Genomic DNA, 17044 nt, shown 5'->3' on the forward strand with positions numbered 1-17044 from the left:
AAAAACGCGACCCTACAGGTTGAGAGAAAAACTGGCAATTGGAGCGCCTGTTACGGAATATCTCCCGTGCGGTGCATCAGTGACCCCGATTATTTGAGCAGTTTCTGAAACTCCTCCACCGGCAGTGGCCGGCTGTGCAAATAGCCCTGATACAAATGGCAGCCCAGCCCCTGCAAAAACTCCAGCTGCTCCAGGGTTTCCACCCCTTCGGCGATGACTTCCAGCTCCAGGCTGCGGGCCATGGCGACGATGGCACGAATGATTTCGGCATCGTTGGGGTCGGTGGTGGCGTCGCGGACGAACGACTGATCGATTTTCAGGGTGTCCACTGGCAGGCGTTTGAGGTAAGTCAGCGAGGAATAACCGGTGCCGAAATCGTCCATGGCAAAACTCACGCCGAGTTTTTTCAGGCGCCGCATTTTGCTGATGGTGTCGTCCAGGTTCTGGATGACGATGCCTTCGGTGATTTCCAGTTTCAGCAATGAGCAGGGCAGGCCATGGCTGCCGAGGCTGTGTTCGATGCGTTCGACAAAATCGTTTTGACGGAATTGTCGTGGGCTGATGTTCACACACAAGCTGAAATTGAGCGGATCGATCAGGCCCTTGGCGATCAGGTGTTTGAAGGCCGCGCAGGCTTCGTCGAGGATCCACGTGCCGACTTCCAGAATCAGCCCGCTGTCTTCCAGCACCTTGATGAACTCGGTGGGCGATTGCGCGCCCAGCTGCGGATGGTGCCAGCGCACCAGGGCTTCGGCGCCGGTAATGCGGTTGTCGCGGGCGTCTACTTGCGGTTGGTATTGAACGCTGAACTCACCCCGGGAAAGGGCCAGACGCAGGTCGGTTTCCATGCGCAGGCGTTCGCTGGCGGCCTTCTGCATGGTGTTGTGATACATCTGCGTGGTGTTGCGGCCCGAGTCCTTGGCGCGGTAAAGGGCGATATCGGCGCGTTTGAGCAGGTCGGTCGGGGTCGAGCCGTGGTCGGGGATCAGCGCGATGCCGATGCTCGGCGTCACTTGCAGGCGCTGTCCGTCGAGGAACATCGGTTCGGACAGGAGTTCGCGCAAGGTGTCCGCCAATTCCCGGACCTGAGCGCTGACGTCGCTGCGCGAGCCTTCCAGACCACTGAGCAACACCACAAACTCGTCACCGCCCAGGCGCGCGACGGTGTCCTCCATGCGGACGCTGGCTTCGAGGCGCGCGGTGATGATCTTCAGCACCGTATCGCCTACCGGATGACCTAGGGAGTCGTTGATGTGCTTGAAGTGGTCGAGGTCGAGGAACATCAGCGCGCCGCGCAGGTTGTGGCGCTTGAGCAGGGCGATCTGCTGGCTCAGGCGATCCATCAACAGTGCGCGGTTGGGCAGGTTGGTCAGCGGGTCGTGGTAGGCCAAGTGACGGATCTGCGCTTCGGCATTTTTCAGCAAGCTGACGTCCCGCGCGGTCAGCAGCAGGCACGCGGTTTCGTTGAGGGTGATCGGCTCCACCGAGACTTCGACGGTCAGCAACTCACCGCGTTTGTTGCGCCCGAGCATTTCCTGATGGTGAACCCGGCCCTTGATCTGTAGTTCCGCCAACAAGGCGGAGCGTTGTTTCTCTTCGGCCCAGATGCCCACCTGATACACCGTGCGACCGACCACTTCATCAGCGCGGTAACCTGTCAGGCGACAGAAACCATCGTTAACTTCCAGGTAGCGCCCGGTGTCACGCTCGGTAATGGTGATGGCGTCGGGGCTTGAGTGGAAGGCCTTGGCGAACTTCTCCTCACTGGCCTTGAGCGCCGCTTCCGAGCGTTGCTGTTGGGTGATGTCGCGCAGGGTGGTGACGATGCAGGGCTGGTCGCCGACGCTGATCTGCCGGCTCGAAATCACGCAAGTCAGGGATTGCCCGTCCTTGTGCTGAACGATGATTGCCACGTTGTTCAGGCCTTGCTCGCGGATGACCCGCTCGATTCGTTGCAGGCTTTTTGCCGAAGCGTCCCACAGGCCGATTTCGTCGGCGCTGCGGCCAATCACGTCGGTGGTGCTCCAGCCGAATGTCTGAGTGAAACTGGAGTTGATCTCGATGAAATGGCCGGTGTCCTGGCGCGTGACGCAAATCGGGTCCGGGCTGACCTGGAACAAGGTGGCGAATTTCTCTTCCGATGCCACCAGTTGCTGTTCGCGTTCCATCTGGTCAGTGATGTCCAGCAGTGTGCCGGCCATGCGCAGCGGGTTGCCGTGGTCGTCTCGATAAAGTCTGGCGCGGCTTTCCAGGTAGCGCGAACTGCCGTCCGCCAACTGCACGCGGTACGTCAGTTGATAATTGCCGGCCGGGCCTTCGCGCAAGCTGCGGTAGGCGTCGCGCATGGTGTCGCGTTCTTCGCCGGGCACGCCTTCGAAAAACGCGTCGAAGGACTCATGGAAGGGTTTGGAGTCCAGCCCATGTAACTGGGCGGCCCGCGCCGAGCCGTAAAGCATGCCGCTGGGAATGTGCCAATCCCAGGTGCCGAGTTGCGCCGAGTCCAGAGCCAGGTCGAGGCGTTCCTGGCTGTCTTTGAGGGCGTGCTCGGCAATTTTGCGTTCGGTGGTGTCGAGGAACGTGCTCAGCAGATAAGGCTGGCCTTCGAGTTCGACCTTTTTCGCGCTGAGGATGCCGTCGTGAACCTGCCCGTTGCTGGCGCGAAACTGCACCTCCATGTTGATCAGCTCGCCTTTGGCCTTGGTAGCCTTAACCAGTTGCGTTCGTTGCTCCGGGTTGACCCAAAGACCCAGCTCCAGCGTGGTTCGACCGATAGCGTCCTGCACCGGCCAGCCGAACAGGCTTTCGAAATACTGGTTGGCTTCGCTGATCAGCCCGTCTTCCTGACGGGTCAGCAGCACCATGTTCGGGCACAGGTGAAACAGCGTGGCGAAGCGTTTTTCCGAGCTGCTCAGCGCCTGTTCGCGCTGGCGCTGATGGGTGATTTCACGAATGACCCCAATCATACGCGGTCGGCCGTTTTTGTCCGGCAGCAGGCTGCCGTTGATTTCCAGCCAGTGCAGACTGCCGTCGGGCCAGCGGATGCGGTGGTGCATCGCCTGTTCCAGCGGAGCGCCGGCGATCACTGCATTGAAGGCGCGAATGGCTTTCGCCCGATCCTCCTGAGGCAGCAGGTCGAGGTATTCCAGGTCTTCCGGCAACGGCTGCCGGGGATCGAAACCGAACAACGCCTGAGTACCCCGTGACCAACTGATTTGCCCCCGCTCGATGTCCCAATACCAGGCGCCTAGCCGAGCACCGTTAAGGGCCGCCAGCAACTGCGGGGCGCTTTCCCAGCTCTGCTCGGACCGTTTGGGGTCAAGTGCCTGAATGCGCGGCATCGGCGGCATACGTTCAACAGATTTGGGCATGGATGACAGGCCTTGGGCTGAATTGGGCGTTAGGCACAGGGTTTTGGGGCTCTATAGGCGTAGCACAAAAAGAAGAAGCACAGCTTAGCCGCGAGTCCCTGGCTGATCGATTTGTGCATCCAGCAGAGCCATGAAGGCCCGTGCCGCGTTCGACAGCGTCCGTTCGGTGTGCAGGATATAGCCTAGCTGGCGAGTGAGCTGTATGCCCGGCAAAGGTATGCGCGCCACTTGATCGTCCAGCATGGTGCGCGGCAAAACGCTCCAGGCCAGGCCGATCGAGACCATCATCTTTATGGTTTCCAGATAGTTCGTGCTCATGGCGATGTTCGGCGTCAGGCCCTGGGCCTCGAACAGGCGCTGCACGATGTGGTGGGTAAAGGTGTTGCCGCCGGGGAAAACCGCGGGGTGCAGGGCAATGTCCGCCAGGCTGACCGGACCGTTAGCGATCAGCGAATGCTCCGGGGCGACCACGAAATCCAGCGGGTCATCCCACACGGGCGTGGCCTTGACCAGTGCGTGGGGCTCCGGTGCAAGCGTGATTACCGCCAGTTCGGCGCGGCCATGGAGGATTTCTTCGTAAGCCACTTCCGAATCGAGGAACTGAATATCCAGCGCCACTTGTGGGTAGCGTCGGGTGAACTCCCTTAATAAGGGCGGCAAGCGGTGCAGGCCAATGTGATGACTGGTGGCCAATGTCAGACGACCGGAGACTTCGCCGGTCAGGTTGGTCAGGGCGCGGCGGGTGTCATCCAGTACATTGAGGATCTGATAGGCGCGTGGCAGTAGGGCGCGACCGGCTTCGGTCAAGCTGACTTCCCGGCCCAGTCGATCGAACAGCCGCACCTTCAATTGTTGCTCCAGGCCGGCGATGCGCTTGCTGATGGCGGGTTGCGTCAGGTGCAGCCGTTCGCCGGCGCCGGAGAAGCTTCCAGTCTCGGCAATCGCGATAAAAGCATTGAGGTTGGCGAGGTCCATGATGATGTCTCAGTTGTATTCCATGTGGTTATGCAAAGCATAAAAAATATGAATTTGAGTTATTTAATGTAACCCCCTAGGATCGACCTCACAAGCCAAGGGGTTATTGAAAGTTTCAAAATCCGGGGCATAGAAACAAGCTGATGAGGAAACCGTCTGATGGCCGGCAAAACGCTCTACGACAAGCTCTGGGATTCGCATTTGGTCAAGCAGCGCGACGATGGCTCTGCGCTGATCTACATCGATCGTCACATCATCCACGAAGTGACCTCGCCGCAAGCCTTCGAAGGCCTGCGTCTGGCCGGGCGCAAGCCTTGGCGCATCGATGCCAACATCGCGACCCCGGACCACAACGTTCCGACAACTCCGGAGCGCAAGGGCGGTATCGAAGCGATTGTCGACCAGGTCTCGCGTTTGCAGGTTCAGACCCTCGATGACAACTGTGACGAATACGGCATTGTCGAATTCAAGATGAATGATGTGCGCCAAGGCATCGTCCACGTGATCGGCCCGGAGCAGGGCGCCACCTTGCCGGGCATGACCGTGGTCTGCGGCGACTCCCACACCTCGACCCACGGCGCGTTCGGTGCCCTGGCTCACGGTATCGGCACTTCCGAGGTCGAGCACGTGCTTGCCACTCAGTGCCTGGTCGCCAAGAAAATGAAGAACATGCGGGTGTCCGTCGAAGGCCAATTGCCGTTCGGCGTGACCGCCAAGGACATCGTCCTCGCAGTGATCGGCAAAATCGGCACCGCCGGCGGTAACGGCCACGCCATCGAGTTCGCCGGTAGCGCGATTCGCGACTTGTCCGTTGAAGGTCGCATGACCATTTGCAACATGGCGATCGAGGCCGGCGCTCGCGTAGGTCTGGTGGCCGCCGACGAAAAAACCGTGGCTTACGTCAAGGGCCGTCCATTTGCTCCGAAAGGCGCGGAATGGGACTTGGCTGTCGAAGCGTGGAAAGACCTGGTTTCCGACGCGGATGCCAAGTTCGACACCATCGTTGAGCTCGATGCCACTCAGATCAAACCGCAAGTCAGCTGGGGCACCTCGCCCGAGATGGTCTTGGCTGTCGATCAGAACGTTCCCGATCCTGCGAAGGAAATGGACCTGGTCAAGCGTGGCTCCATCGAACGCGCCTTGAAATACATGGGTTTGACCGCCAATCAGGCGATCACCGACATTCAGCTGGACCGCGTATTCATTGGCTCCTGCACCAACTCGCGGATCGAAGACCTGCGCGCCGCTGCCGTGATCGCCAAGGGTCGTAAAGTGGCTTCGACCATCAAGCAGGCCATCGTGGTGCCGGGTTCGGGGCTGGTGAAGGCTCAGGCCGAATCCGAAGGCCTGGACAAGATTTTCCTCGAGGCCGGTTTCGAATGGCGCGAGCCGGGTTGCTCCATGTGCCTGGCGATGAACCCGGACCGTTTGGAGTCGGGCGAGCATTGCGCGTCGACCTCCAACCGTAACTTCGAAGGCCGTCAGGGCGCCGGTGGCCGTACGCACCTCGTGAGCCCGGCCATGGCCGCCGCCGCCGCGGTGAACGGTCGTTTCGTCGACGTCCGTGAATTGATCTAAAGGAGCGCAGCATGAAAGCTTTTACCCAGCACACTGGTCTTGTCGCGCCTTTGGATCGTGCCAACGTCGACACCGACCAGATCATTCCGAAGCAGTTCTTGAAGTCGATCAAGCGCACCGGCTTCGGCCCGAACCTGTTCGATGAGTGGCGTTACCTGGATGTCGGGCAACCGTATCAGGACAACTCCAAGCGCCCGTTGAACAAGGACTTCGTCCTCAACGCCGAACGTTATCAGGGCGCCAGCGTGTTGCTGGCCCGCGAGAACTTCGGTTGCGGCTCCAGCCGCGAACACGCGCCGTGGGCGCTGGAAGAGTACGGTTTCCGCACCATCATTGCGCCGAGCTATGCCGACATCTTCTTCAACAACAGCTTCAAGAACGGCTTGCTGCCGATCATCCTGAGCGACGCTGAAGTCGATGAGCTGTTCCAGCAGGTTGAGGCGACGCCGGGCTATCAGTTGCAGGTTGATCTGCAAGCCCAGACCGTGACCCGTCCGGATGGCAAGGTGTTGAGTTTTGAGATTGACGCGTTCCGCAAGCACTGCCTGCTCAATGGCCTGGACGATATCGGCCTGACGTTGCAGGACCACGAGGCGATTGCCACGTTTGAAGCCAAGCATCGCGCAAGCCAGCCGTGGTTGTTTCGCGACGCGTGAATTTGCGTAAGGCGTGATGGGGCTGAACTGGCGGGGCAGGGCGATGCCCGTGTGCTTGACCTCGGTTATGGCGCCGGTCATGTTCGCGAGTATTTCGAGATTGAGGCCGATGGTTCGTTCAGCACAGATGTACTGGTGCTGTGGGCTGAGAAGTAAACGCCCGATAGACTTTTTCCGGGAGTGCCCTTGGGCGCACCGACTGATGACATGAGGAAAGCATGAGCAAGCAGATTCTGATTCTCCCGGGTGACGGTATTGGCCCGGAAATCATGGCCGAAGCGGTCAAGGTGCTGGAACTGGCGAACGACAAGTACAGCCTGGGTTTCGAGCTGAGTCATGACGTGATCGGTGGCGCCGCCATCGACAAGCACGGCGTGCCGCTGGCCGATGAAACCCTGGCCCGTGCGCGTGCCGCCGATGCGGTATTGCTGGGCGCCGTGGGCGGCCCGAAATGGGACACCATCGAACGTGATATCCGCCCTGAACGCGGTCTGCTGAAAATCCGTGCGCAACTGGGCCTTTTCGGCAACCTGCGTCCGGCGATCCTGTACCCGCAACTGGCCGAAGCTTCCAGCCTGAAGGCAGAAATCGTGGCTGGCCTGGACATCCTGATCGTCCGTGAACTGACCGGCGGCATTTACTTCGGCGCGCCACGTGGTGTGCGTGAACTGGAAAACGGCGAGCGTCAGGCCTACGACACCCTGCCGTACAGCGAAACCGAAATCCGCCGTATCGCCCGTGTCGGTTTCGACATGGCCCGCGTGCGTGGCAAGAAGCTGTGCTCGGTGGACAAGGCCAACGTGCTGGCCTCCAGCCAATTGTGGCGTGAAGTCGTCGAGCAAGTGGCCAAGGACTACCCGGACGTCGAACTGAGCCACATGTACGTCGACAACGCCGCCATGCAACTGGTGCGTGCACCGAAGCAGTTCGACGTGATCGTCACCGACAACCTGTTCGGCGACATTCTTTCCGACGAAGCGTCGATGCTCACCGGTTCCATCGGCATGCTGCCGTCGGCGTCGCTGGATGCCAACAACAAAGGCATGTACGAGCCATGCCACGGTTCGGCGCCGGACATCGCTGGCAAGGGCATTGCCAACCCGTTGGCGACCATTCTGTCGGTGTCGATGATGCTGCGTTACAGCTTCAATCTGCAGGATGCGGCCGATGCCATCGAGAAGGCCGTGAGCCTGGTATTGGATCAGGGCCTGCGCACAGGCGACATCTGGTCGGCCGGTTGCACCAAGGTTGGTACGCAGGAAATGGGCGATGCAGTAGTCGCCGCGCTGCGGAATCTGTAATCTCTTTGGCCCGCTGCAACTTTCAACCTTGAAAGCAGCGGCCCACTTTTAAAGAAGGTGTAGTTGCGATGAAACGTGTAGGTCTGATCGGTTGGCGCGGTATGGTCGGTTCCGTGCTCATGCAGCGGATGCTGGAAGAGCAGGATTTCGATCTTATCGAGCCGGTGTTTTTCACCACTTCCAATGTCGGTGGCCAAGGCCCGTCCGTGGGCAAGGACATTGCTCCGCTCAAGGACGCTTACAGCATTGAAGAGCTGAAAACCCTCGACGTGATTCTGACCTGCCAGGGTGGCGACTACACCAGCGAAGTCTTCCCGAAACTGCGCGAAGCCGGTTGGCAGGGTTACTGGATCGACGCCGCTTCCAGCCTGCGCATGCAGGATGACGCGGTGATCGTGCTGGACCCGGTGAACCGCAAGGTCATCGACCAGCAGCTCGACGCGGGCACCAAGAACTACATCGGCGGCAACTGCACCGTCAGCCTGATGCTGATGGGCCTGGGCGGTCTGTTCGAAGCCGGTCTGGTGGAGTGGATGAGCGCCATGACCTATCAGGCAGCCTCCGGTGGCGGCGCGCAGCACATGCGTGAACTGATCAAGCAAATGGGTGTGACCCACGGCGCTGTCGCCGATCAACTGGCCGACCCGGCCAGCGCCATCCTCGACATCGACCGCCGTGTCGCCGAAGCCATGCGCAGCGACGCGTTCCCGACTGAAAACTTCGGTGTTCCGTTGGCCGGCAGCCTGATCCCGTGGATCGACAAAGAGTTGCCGAACGGCCAGAGTCGCGAAGAGTGGAAGGCCCAGGCCGAGACCAACAAGATCCTCGGTCGCTTCAAGAGCCCGATCCCGGTGGATGGCATCTGCGTGCGCATCGGCGCCATGCGTTGCCACAGCCAGGCGCTGACCATCAAGCTGAACAAAGATGTACCGATCGCCGACATCGAAGGGCTGATCAGCCAGCACAACCCTTGGGTCAAGCTGGTGCCGAACAACCGTGAAATCAGCATGCAGGAGCTGAGCCCGACGAAAGTCACCGGCACCCTGAACGTGCCGGTCGGCCGTCTGCGCAAGCTGAACATGGGTTCGCAGTTCGTCGGTGCCTTCACCGTCGGCGACCAACTGCTGTGGGGCGCGGCCGAACCGCTGCGTCGCATGCTGCGGATCCTGCTTGAGCGTTGATCGATTGATGTAACGAAAGAGCCCGTGCCTTGAAAGAGGTGCGGGTTTTTTTTTGCCTACCGATCGTTCCCACGCTCTGCGTGGGAATGCATCCCGTGACGCTCCGCGTCACTGCCTCAACGGCGGACGCAGAGCGTCCATGGCGACATTCCCACGCAGAGCATGGGAACGATCAGGATGGGGCGTGAATTGCCTCACTGCCAACCACCCGGTAAAGTGCCGCTCCCCCCGTTTCGCCAGAGGTAGAACCATGAGCCAGTCCTTTGATATTGCCGTGATCGGCGCCACCGGCACTGTCGGCGAAACACTCGTCCAGATTCTTGAAGAGCGGGATTTTCCTGTCGGTAACCTGCACCTGCTGGCGAGCAGTGAATCGGCCGGGCATTCGGTACCGTTTCGCGGCAAGAACGTGCGGGTGCGGGAAGTTGATGAATTCGATTTCAGCAAAGTCCAGCTTGTATTTTTTGCCGCCGGCCCGGCAGTGACCCTCAGTTTCGCCCCGCGTGCCACGGCCGCCGGTTGCTCGCTGATCGACCTGTCCGGCGCCTTGCCGGCCGATCAGGCGCCGCAAGTGGTGCCTGAGGCCAACGCTGAAATTCTGACCGGCCTGAAAAAGCCTTTCCGGGTCAGCAGCCCAAGCCCTTCGGCCGCGACGCTGGCGGTGGTGCTGGCGCCGTTGCTCGGTTTGCTCGATCTGCAACGCATCAGCCTGACGGCGTGTCTGGCGGTCTCTGCCCAAGGCCGCGAAGCGGTCACCGAGCTGGCCCGGCAAACCGCCGAGCTGCTCAATGTGCGTCCGCTGGAGCCAGCGTTCTTCGATCGGCAGATGGCTTTCAACCTGCTGGCGCAAGTCGGTACGCCTGATGCTCAAGGCCATACACTGCTGGAAAAACGTCTGGTGCGCGAGCTGCGTCAGGTCATGGCGCTACCTTCATTAAAGATTTCCGTCACTTGCATTCAAGCTCCGGTGTTTTTCGGCGATAGCTTTAGCGTGACCTTGCAGTCATCGAGCGCTGTCGACCTTGCGAAAGTCAACGCAGCGCTGGAAGCGGCGCCTGGTATCGAGCTGGTCGAGGCGGGCGATTACCCGACCCCGGTAGGCGATGCGGTAGGGCAGGACGTGGTTTACGTTGGTCGGGTTCGCAGTGGGATCGACGACCCGGCGGAACTTAATGTGTGGCTGACGTCAGATAACGTACGCAAAGGCGCCGCGCTCAATGCTGTGCAGGTGGCTGAATTGTTGATAAAAGACCTGCTGTAAAAGATACTTGGCAACAATTTATCGAATGATTCCGGTCGAGCGTCATGCTTGGCCGGAATGCTCAAGGTGAGCCACCCCGCAGGGCTTCCCATTGCATGAATGAAATGATCGCGCGCGACGACCCTTCGTCGCCGCGCGCAATGCCTTACGGCAGCGGCAATCAACACCTTCTCGCTGGCCGAGGAATGTTCAAACAAAGGAAGAGGTTATGGTTCAAGTTCGCAAACTGGTGTTAGCAATAGCGGCCGCCTCGGCGCTGTCCTCCGGTATGGCGCATGCCCTCGGGCTTGGGGAGTTGACCCTGAAATCGACGCCGAACCAGCCTCTGGTCGCAGAAATCGAGTTGCTCGACGTCAAGGACCTCACGGTTGGCGAAGTGGTGCCGAGCCTGGCCTCGCCCGAAGATTTCGCCAAGGCCGGTGTCGATCGTCAGGCGTTTCTCAACGACCTGACTTTTACCCCGGTACTTAATGCCAGCGGTAAAAGCATCCTGCGCGTCACGTCCAGCAAACCGCTGTCCGAACCGATGGTGAAATTCCTGGTTCAGGTGATGTGGCCCAACGGTCGTCTGTTGCGCGATTACAGCGTGCTGCTCGACCCGTCCAAATTTTCGCCGCAGACCGCCGATGCCGCCGCGCAACCGGCACCATCCCAAGCAGTGACCGCGCCAGTCACCGGCGCCACCCAGTCGTCGCAACACACCACCACGCCGCGCGATACCCTGTGGGAAATTGCCGCGAAGGCGCGTAACGGCGGTTCGATTCAGCAGACCATGCTGGCCATCCAGGCGCTGAACCCGGATGCGTTCATCGACGGCAACATCAACCGGCTGAAAACCGGTCAGGTGCTGCGCCTGCCCGATCAAGCGCAGAGCACCAGCCTGCCGCAAGCCAAGGCCATCGCAGAAGTCACTGCGCAGAACACCGCATGGCGCCAGGGCCGTCGCTACGTGGCGAAACCTGGAACCGGTCAGCAGCAGCTCGACGCTACCCGGCGCGCTCGTGGGGAAGGGGCTTCATCGCAAGCCACGACAGACAAACTGAGCCTGGTCTCTGCCGATACCGGCAAGGGTGGCAAAGGTGTCGCCGGTGATGCGAAAGCCTTGAGCAACAAACTGACTGTCACCCAGGAAAGCCTCGACACCACTCGTCGTGACAATGCTGAGCTGAAAAGCCGCATGAGCGATCTGCAAAGTCAGGTGGACAAGCTGCAACGCCTGATCGAACTGAAGAACAACCAATTGGCCAAGCTGCAGGCCGAAGGCGGCGCGGATGCACCGGCGGCGGCTGCGACAACTCCGGCGATGTCAGCCGAGCTGTCGACCAGTCCCGGGACAACGCCTGCGGACGCGGCACCTGCACCAGAAGCCGTTCCGGCGCCACCCGTGGAGCCAACACCTGCGACATCCGATGAGCAGAAATTCAACGAGCTGCTGACCAGCCCGATCCTGTTGGGTCTGGTGGGTGGCGGTGCGGTGGTTGTGCTGCTGTTGTTGCTGTTGCTGGCCCGTCGCCGCAAAGCTCAGCAAGAAGCCGAGAAGCATCTGCGCATGGCCCGTGCCTTGGCTGAGGAGCAAGCGTTCTTCGTCGATCAAGACCTGCCGGAAAGCAGCTTCGAAGGTCTGGAAGTTCCGCCGCCGAGCGTGAAACTCGCACCAGCACCAGCACCAGCACCAGCACCAGCTCCGGTGATTGCCCCGGTTGTGGTGACGCCGCCGATTGCTGCACCCTTGGTATCACCTGCCGCCGAGCGCTCTGACGACGTACTGGCTCAGGCGCAGTCGCACATCGCAGGCGGTCGCCTGAATCAGGCCGCTGCCTTGCTGGAAGACGCAATCAAGCAAGAGCCGCAGCGCAGTGACCTGCGTCTGAAACTGATGGAAGTCTATGGCCAGCAGGGCGACCGCGATGCGTTCGTCGCTCAGGAGCGTCAACTGGTGGCCAACGGCGATAACTTCGCCCAGGTCGAAGCGCTGAAAAGCCGCTTCCCCGCCATGGCTGTCGTAGTAGCCAGCGGCCTGGCCGCCGCCGCCATCGCCGCCGAGCTGGACGCGCAGTACGTCAAGGATCTGCTGCTGGACGAACCGCAAGCCCTGGAACCAGCGTTGGCTGACTTCGACAGCGCCTTCGATCTGAGCCTGGACGACCTGGATGCGGCTGTTCCGATCGCGCCTGCGGTTGCAGCCGAGCCAGAACCAGAACCAGAACCAGAAGCTCTGGCTGAGCTGGACGAATTCCCGCTCGACGACGACTTGAGCTTTGAGTCGGTATTGCAGCAACAGACCGAAATCAAGGAAAACCTCGACGATCTGTCGGACTTCGACCTGGACATGGATTTGGGCGGCGATGCCTCGCCGGCAACCCTGGCCGAAGACGACTTCCTGTTGAGTCTGGATGAAGACCTCAAGGACTTGCCTGCGGCCCAGGTGCCAACCGTGACTGAGGCGGTGCTCGACGACCTGGAGTTACCCGCGGATTTTGACCTGTCACTGGCCGATGAAATGGACGCCACCCCGGATCAACCTGACGCCTTCGAAAACGAACTCAACGACGTCAACGCCGAGCTGGATCGTCTGTCCCAGAGTCTCGGTGAGCCGAGCTTCACCGAGGAAGACGCTTTGGCCTCCGCGGACGATGAGCTTGATTTCCTCTCCGGCACCGATGAAGTCGCCACCAAACTCGACCTGGCCCAGGCCTACATCGACATGGGCGACAGCGACGGCGCACGGGACATCCTCAATGAGGTGGTGACCGAGGGCGATGCCGGTCAGAAGAGCGAAGCCAAGGAAATGCTCTCGCGTCTGGCGTGAGTCATCGCTAAGGCGTAAACAAAACGGCAGCCCATCGAGGCTGCCGTTTTTGTTTCCAGGGATAATGCGATGGCGCCTGCCGGCTCGCTCCTTCATGGATTGGGTCGACTTGGGCAATGAGCGCTATCACCGTCGATGGCGCGTAGAATTACCCCTTGAATCAAATCGTTGAGGTTGCAGTGGTGGATTTACAGCAGGGCTTCGTCCTGACCCGGCATTGGCGCGATACCCCGGCCGGCACGGAAGTCGAGTTCTGGCTGGCGACCGATGCCGGTCCCCGGCGCATCCGTCTGCCGCATCAGCCGTCGGTGGCGTTCATTCCAGCAGCCCAACGCGAGCAAGCCGAAGCGCTGCTGCGCGGCGAGAAAAACGTCGAGCTGAAGCCCTTGGCCCTTCTGGATTTCGAGTACCGCCCGGTGCTCGGCCTGTATTGCCAGCAGCACGGTCAATTGATGCGCCTGGAAACCACGCTGCGCAGATCAGGTATCGATGTATTCGAAGCCGACATCCGCCCGCCGGAACGCTACATGATGGAGCGTTTCATCACCGCGCCCGTTTTGTTCGGCGGCACGCCCAACGCCGAAGGCCTGCTGCTCGACGCGCAAATGAAACCCGATCCGGGCTACCGACCGAACCTCAGGTTGGTCTCGCTGGACATCGAAACCACCGCCCAAGGCGAGTTGTATTCCATCGCCCTGGAAGGCTGCGGCGAGCGTCAGGTGTACATGCTCGGGCCGCCCAATGGCGATGACAGCGCGGTGGATTTCCAACTCGAATACTGCGACTCGCGAACCCTGCTGCTGAAAAAACTCAATGAATGGTTCGCCCGGCATGACCCCGACGCCATCATCGGCTGGAACGTCGTGCAGTTCGATCTGCGCGTACTGCACGAACATGCTCGCCGCTTGGCGGTACCGCTGAAACTGGGGCGTGGCGGTGAAGAAATGCAGTGGCGCGAGCACGGCAGCCGCAATCATTACTTCGCTTCGGCCGCCGGCCGGTTGATCATCGACGGCATCGAGTCGCTGCGTTCGGCGACCTGGAGCTTCCCCTCGTTCAGCCTGGAAAACGTCGCGCAAACCCTGTTGGGCGAGGGCAAGTCGATCGACAACCCGTACCAGCGCATGGACGAAATCAATCGCATGTTCGCCGAGGACAAACCGGCCCTGGCGAAATACAACCTCAAGGACTGCGAACTGGTGACGCGGATCTTCGCCAAGACCGAGTTGCTGACCTTCCTGCTCGAGCGCGCCAGCGTTACCGGTTTGCCGGCGGACCGCAGCGGTGGCTCGGTGGCGGCGTTCACTCACCTGTATATGCCGTTGATGCACCGTCAGGGCTTCGTTGCACCGAACCTGGGCAACAAACCACCGGAGGCCAGCCCCGGCGGTTTTGTCATGGATTCGCAACCCGGGCTGTACGAATCGGTGCTGGTGCTCGACTACAAAAGTCTCTATCCGTCGATCATCCGCACCTTCCTGATCGACCCGGTGGGCTTGATCGAAGGGCTCAAGCATCCCGACGACAGCGAGTCGGTGCCGGGCTTTCGCGGTGCACGTTTTTCAAGAACCCGGCATTGCCTGCCGGCGATCATCACCCGGGTCGCCGAAGGCCGTGAAACCGCCAAGCGTGAACACAACGCGCCGCTGTCGCAGGCGCTGAAGATCATCATGAACGCCTTCTACGGCGTCCTCGGTTCCAGCGGTTGCCGCTTCTTCGATACACGGCTGGCCTCCTCCATCACCCTGCGCGGTCACGAGATCATGCTGCGCACCCGCCAGTTGATCGAAGCCCAAGGCCACGCGGTGATCTATGGCGATACCGACTCGACGTTCGTCTGGCTGCGCCGCCCTCACGGGCAGGCCGAAGCTGCGCAGATCGGCCACGCGCTGGTGGACCACGTCAACCAGTGGTGGCGCGAGCATGTGAAACAGGAATACGGGCTGGACAGTGCACTGGAGTTGCAGTTTGAAACCCACTACAAGCGCTTTCTGATGCCGACCATTCGCGGCGCCGAGGAGGGCAGTAAGAAGCGCTATGCCGGGTTGGTTACCCGCGCCGATGGCACCGATGAAATGGTCTACAAGGGCCTGGAAACCGTGCGCACCGACTGGTCGCCGCTGGCCCGGCAATTCCAGCAGGAGTTGTACCTGCGCATCTTCAATCGCAAGCCCTATCAGGATTATGTACGCGACTATGTGCGCAAGACGTTGGCCGGTGAATTCGACGAGCGCCTGATCTATCGCAAACGCCTGCGCCGCACCCTTGATGATTATCAGCGCAACGTGCCACCGCATGTGCGGGCCGCGCGGATCGCCGATGACTATAACGACCAGCAGGGACGCCCGCGGCAATATCAGAACGGCGGCTGGATCAGCTACGTAATCACCGTTGCCGGCCCCGAGCCGCTGGAAATCCGCAGCGCGCCCATCGACTACGACCATTACGTCACTCGGCAGCTGCAACCGGTGGCGGATGCGATCCTGCCGTTCGTGGATGACGATTTCTCAACGCTGATTGGGGGGCAACTGGGCCTGTTTTGAGTCCAGCAGCGACAACGTCCAGCCATCCGGTATGCCATGAAAATATTGATCCAGCGCCTGATGGAACAGGCTGCCTTTTGGAGAAATCTGGGCGAACAGCGTCATCGATGAGTGAAATTTGAGGTTGTCGGGGTGACCGAAAATCTTGGCGATCGAGCTTTGAGGAATGTCCAGAACCAATTGCGTGCAGGTACGCAAGCGCGGACCCAATAACGGATGCTCCAGGTACGCCGTGGCTTCTTCGCTGGAGCGAATGGCAAAGTAGCGGGACATCTCGCTGTCGCCCAGCCCGGAAAACTGCGGAAAGATGAACCACATCCAGTGCCGGCGCTTCTGGCCGGCGCGCAGCTCCTCCTGCACCCACTCGAACACAGGGTCCTGCGCCTGGACGAAGCGTGGCAAATTGAAAGCGTCGAGCTGATCGGTACTTCTCATGCCGATGCCCTCTGACAGCACCGCGATGGCTCAGACCATGGCCAACCGCTGCTTGCGTTGTGGCGCGCGAAAAGCTTGGTCCAGCGCCTCCAGATCCCCGACCTCAAGCCGCAATTGCGCCGCTTGCGCATTGAGCTGCACGTGCTCGGGACGGACCGCCTTGGGGATGGCGATCACGCCGTTCTGACGCAGAATCCATGCCAGCGCTATTTGTGCAGGTGTCGCCTCGTGACGGGCGGCAACCTGCTTGAGCGTCGAATTGGTCAGCATGCTCCCGCCCTGGCCGATCGGACAATAGGCCATCACCGGCATCCTTTGGTGTTGGCTCCAGGGCAGCAAATCGAATTCGATGCCGCGCTCTTCCAGGTTATACAGCACCTGATTGGTGGTGCAGGTCGGCGAGGCCAGTTCTTCCAGGTCGTCCAGATCGAAATTGGACACGCCCCAACGGTCGATCTTGCCGCTTTCACGCAGGCGTTCGAAGGCTTCGACGGTTTCCTCAAGGGGATATTCGCCGCGCCAATGCAACAGGTAAAGATCAATGTAATCTGCATTCAACCGCCGCAGACTACGTTCGCAGGCCTGGGGGATGCCTAGACAGCTGGCGTTGTAGGGGTAGACCTTGCTGACCAGAAAAACCTGGTCGCGCCTGCCTGCGATGGCTTCACCCACCACCTCTTCAGCGCCTCCTTCAGCGTACATTTCAGCGGTGTCGATCAGGGTCATGCCCAACTCGATGCCCAAACGCAGCGCTGCAACTTCCCTGGTGTGTCGGGAGCGTTCTTCTCCCATGCGCCAGGTCCCTTGGCCGATGACCGGCACATGGACGCCGGCCAACTCAAGAGTACGCATGAATCCTCCTTACCGAAGCCCGATCGATACTTCAGTTGGCAGCAAAATGGTCCGGTGGTTCCGTAGCCATCTCGAAAGCAGCCCC

11 protein-coding genes and 1 pseudogene are annotated in these 17044 nt (G+C 60.5%); 8 read left to right on the plus strand and 4 right to left on the minus strand.

Annotated elements, in window-relative coordinates:
* Positions 1–89: 89 nt before the first annotated feature.
* Positions 90–3368, minus strand: a complete 3279-nt coding sequence (locus tag LOY56_RS09465; protein ID WP_258621249.1) for a PAS domain S-box protein — start codon at positions 3366–3368, stop codon at positions 90–92.
* Positions 3369–3452: 84 nt separating this feature from the next.
* Positions 3453–4343: a LysR family transcriptional regulator gene (locus LOY56_RS09470; RefSeq protein WP_007905966.1), complete on the minus strand. Its 891-nt coding sequence runs from the start codon at positions 4341–4343 to the stop codon at positions 3453–3455.
* Positions 4344–4502: 159 nt separating this feature from the next.
* Between LOY56_RS09470 and leuC the strand changes: the two genes are divergently transcribed.
* The 8 genes and pseudogenes from leuC (at position 4503) to LOY56_RS09510 (ending at position 15672) form a co-directional block, all read left to right on the plus strand.
* Complete coding sequence (gene leuC / locus LOY56_RS09475; RefSeq protein WP_223483702.1) at positions 4503–5921, plus strand: 3-isopropylmalate dehydratase large subunit; 1419 nt, start codon at positions 4503–4505, stop codon at positions 5919–5921.
* 11 nt (positions 5922–5932) lie between these two features.
* Positions 5933–6577 carry a 3-isopropylmalate dehydratase small subunit gene (gene leuD, locus LOY56_RS09480; RefSeq protein WP_258621252.1) on the plus strand — a complete coding sequence of 215 codons (645 nt, stop codon included), beginning with the start codon at positions 5933–5935 and terminating at the stop codon, positions 6575–6577.
* Between the two features lie 78 nt (positions 6578–6655).
* Positions 6656–6733, plus strand: a pseudogene (locus LOY56_RS09485) (hypothetical protein); the annotation flags it as partial.
* A 62-nt stretch (positions 6734–6795) separates the two neighbouring features.
* Positions 6796–7878 (plus strand): 3-isopropylmalate dehydrogenase, encoded by a 1083-nt coding sequence (gene leuB / locus LOY56_RS09490; RefSeq protein ID WP_008007203.1) that lies wholly within the window; start codon positions 6796–6798, stop codon positions 7876–7878.
* Between the two features lie 68 nt (positions 7879–7946).
* Complete coding sequence (gene asd / locus LOY56_RS09495) at positions 7947–9059, plus strand: aspartate-semialdehyde dehydrogenase (protein WP_258621254.1); 1113 nt, start codon at positions 7947–7949, stop codon at positions 9057–9059.
* A gap of 250 nt (positions 9060–9309) precedes the next feature.
* The gene (locus tag LOY56_RS09500) at positions 9310–10320 is read left to right on the plus strand and encodes an aspartate-semialdehyde dehydrogenase (RefSeq protein WP_258621256.1); all 1011 of its coding nucleotides are present in this window, start codon (positions 9310–9312) and stop codon (positions 10318–10320) included.
* Positions 10321–10528: 208 nt separating this feature from the next.
* A complete protein-coding gene (locus LOY56_RS09505) occupies positions 10529–13129 on the plus strand; it encodes a FimV/HubP family polar landmark protein (RefSeq protein ID WP_258621258.1) in 2601 nt (866 codons plus the stop codon).
* Between the two features lie 182 nt (positions 13130–13311).
* Positions 13312–15672, plus strand: coding sequence for a DNA polymerase II (locus LOY56_RS09510; protein ID WP_258622597.1), 2361 nt, complete (start codon positions 13312–13314; stop codon positions 15670–15672).
* Here the strand turns inward: LOY56_RS09510 and LOY56_RS09515 are convergent.
* Complete coding sequence (locus LOY56_RS09515) at positions 15637–16107, minus strand: DUF1810 domain-containing protein (protein WP_258621260.1); 471 nt, start codon at positions 16105–16107, stop codon at positions 15637–15639. The genes LOY56_RS09510 and LOY56_RS09515 overlap by 36 nt on opposite strands.
* A 30-nt stretch (positions 16108–16137) precedes the next feature.
* A complete protein-coding gene (locus LOY56_RS09520; protein WP_258621262.1) occupies positions 16138–16959 on the minus strand; it encodes an aldo/keto reductase in 822 nt (273 codons plus the stop codon).
* Positions 16960–17044: the final 85 nt, after the last annotated feature.

The sequence above is a fragment of the Pseudomonas sp. B21-048 genome (assembly GCF_024748615.1).
Classification (GTDB): Bacteria; Pseudomonadota; Gammaproteobacteria; order Pseudomonadales; family Pseudomonadaceae; genus Aquipseudomonas.

What these genes read in the sequence shown, in the direction of transcription:
- LOY56_RS09465 (WP_258621249.1), bottom strand. Translation starts at nt 3,368, where the DNA reads ATGCCCAAATCTGTTGAACGTATGCCGCCGATGCCGCGCATTCAGGCA.
- LOY56_RS09470 (WP_007905966.1), bottom strand. Translation starts at nt 4,343, where the DNA reads ATGGACCTCGCCAACCTCAATGCTTTTATCGCGATTGCCGAGACTGGA.
- leuC (WP_223483702.1), top strand. Translation starts at nt 4,503, where the DNA reads ATGGCCGGCAAAACGCTCTACGACAAGCTCTGGGATTCGCATTTGGTC.
- leuD (WP_258621252.1), top strand. Translation starts at nt 5,933, where the DNA reads ATGAAAGCTTTTACCCAGCACACTGGTCTTGTCGCGCCTTTGGATCGT.
- leuB (WP_008007203.1), top strand. Translation starts at nt 6,796, where the DNA reads ATGAGCAAGCAGATTCTGATTCTCCCGGGTGACGGTATTGGCCCGGAA.
- asd (WP_258621254.1), top strand. Translation starts at nt 7,947, where the DNA reads ATGAAACGTGTAGGTCTGATCGGTTGGCGCGGTATGGTCGGTTCCGTG.
- LOY56_RS09500 (WP_258621256.1), top strand. Translation starts at nt 9,310, where the DNA reads ATGAGCCAGTCCTTTGATATTGCCGTGATCGGCGCCACCGGCACTGTC.
- LOY56_RS09505 (WP_258621258.1), top strand. Translation starts at nt 10,529, where the DNA reads ATGGTTCAAGTTCGCAAACTGGTGTTAGCAATAGCGGCCGCCTCGGCG.
- LOY56_RS09515 (WP_258621260.1), bottom strand. Translation starts at nt 16,107, where the DNA reads ATGAGAAGTACCGATCAGCTCGACGCTTTCAATTTGCCACGCTTCGTC.
- LOY56_RS09520 (WP_258621262.1), bottom strand. Translation starts at nt 16,959, where the DNA reads ATGCGTACTCTTGAGTTGGCCGGCGTCCATGTGCCGGTCATCGGCCAA.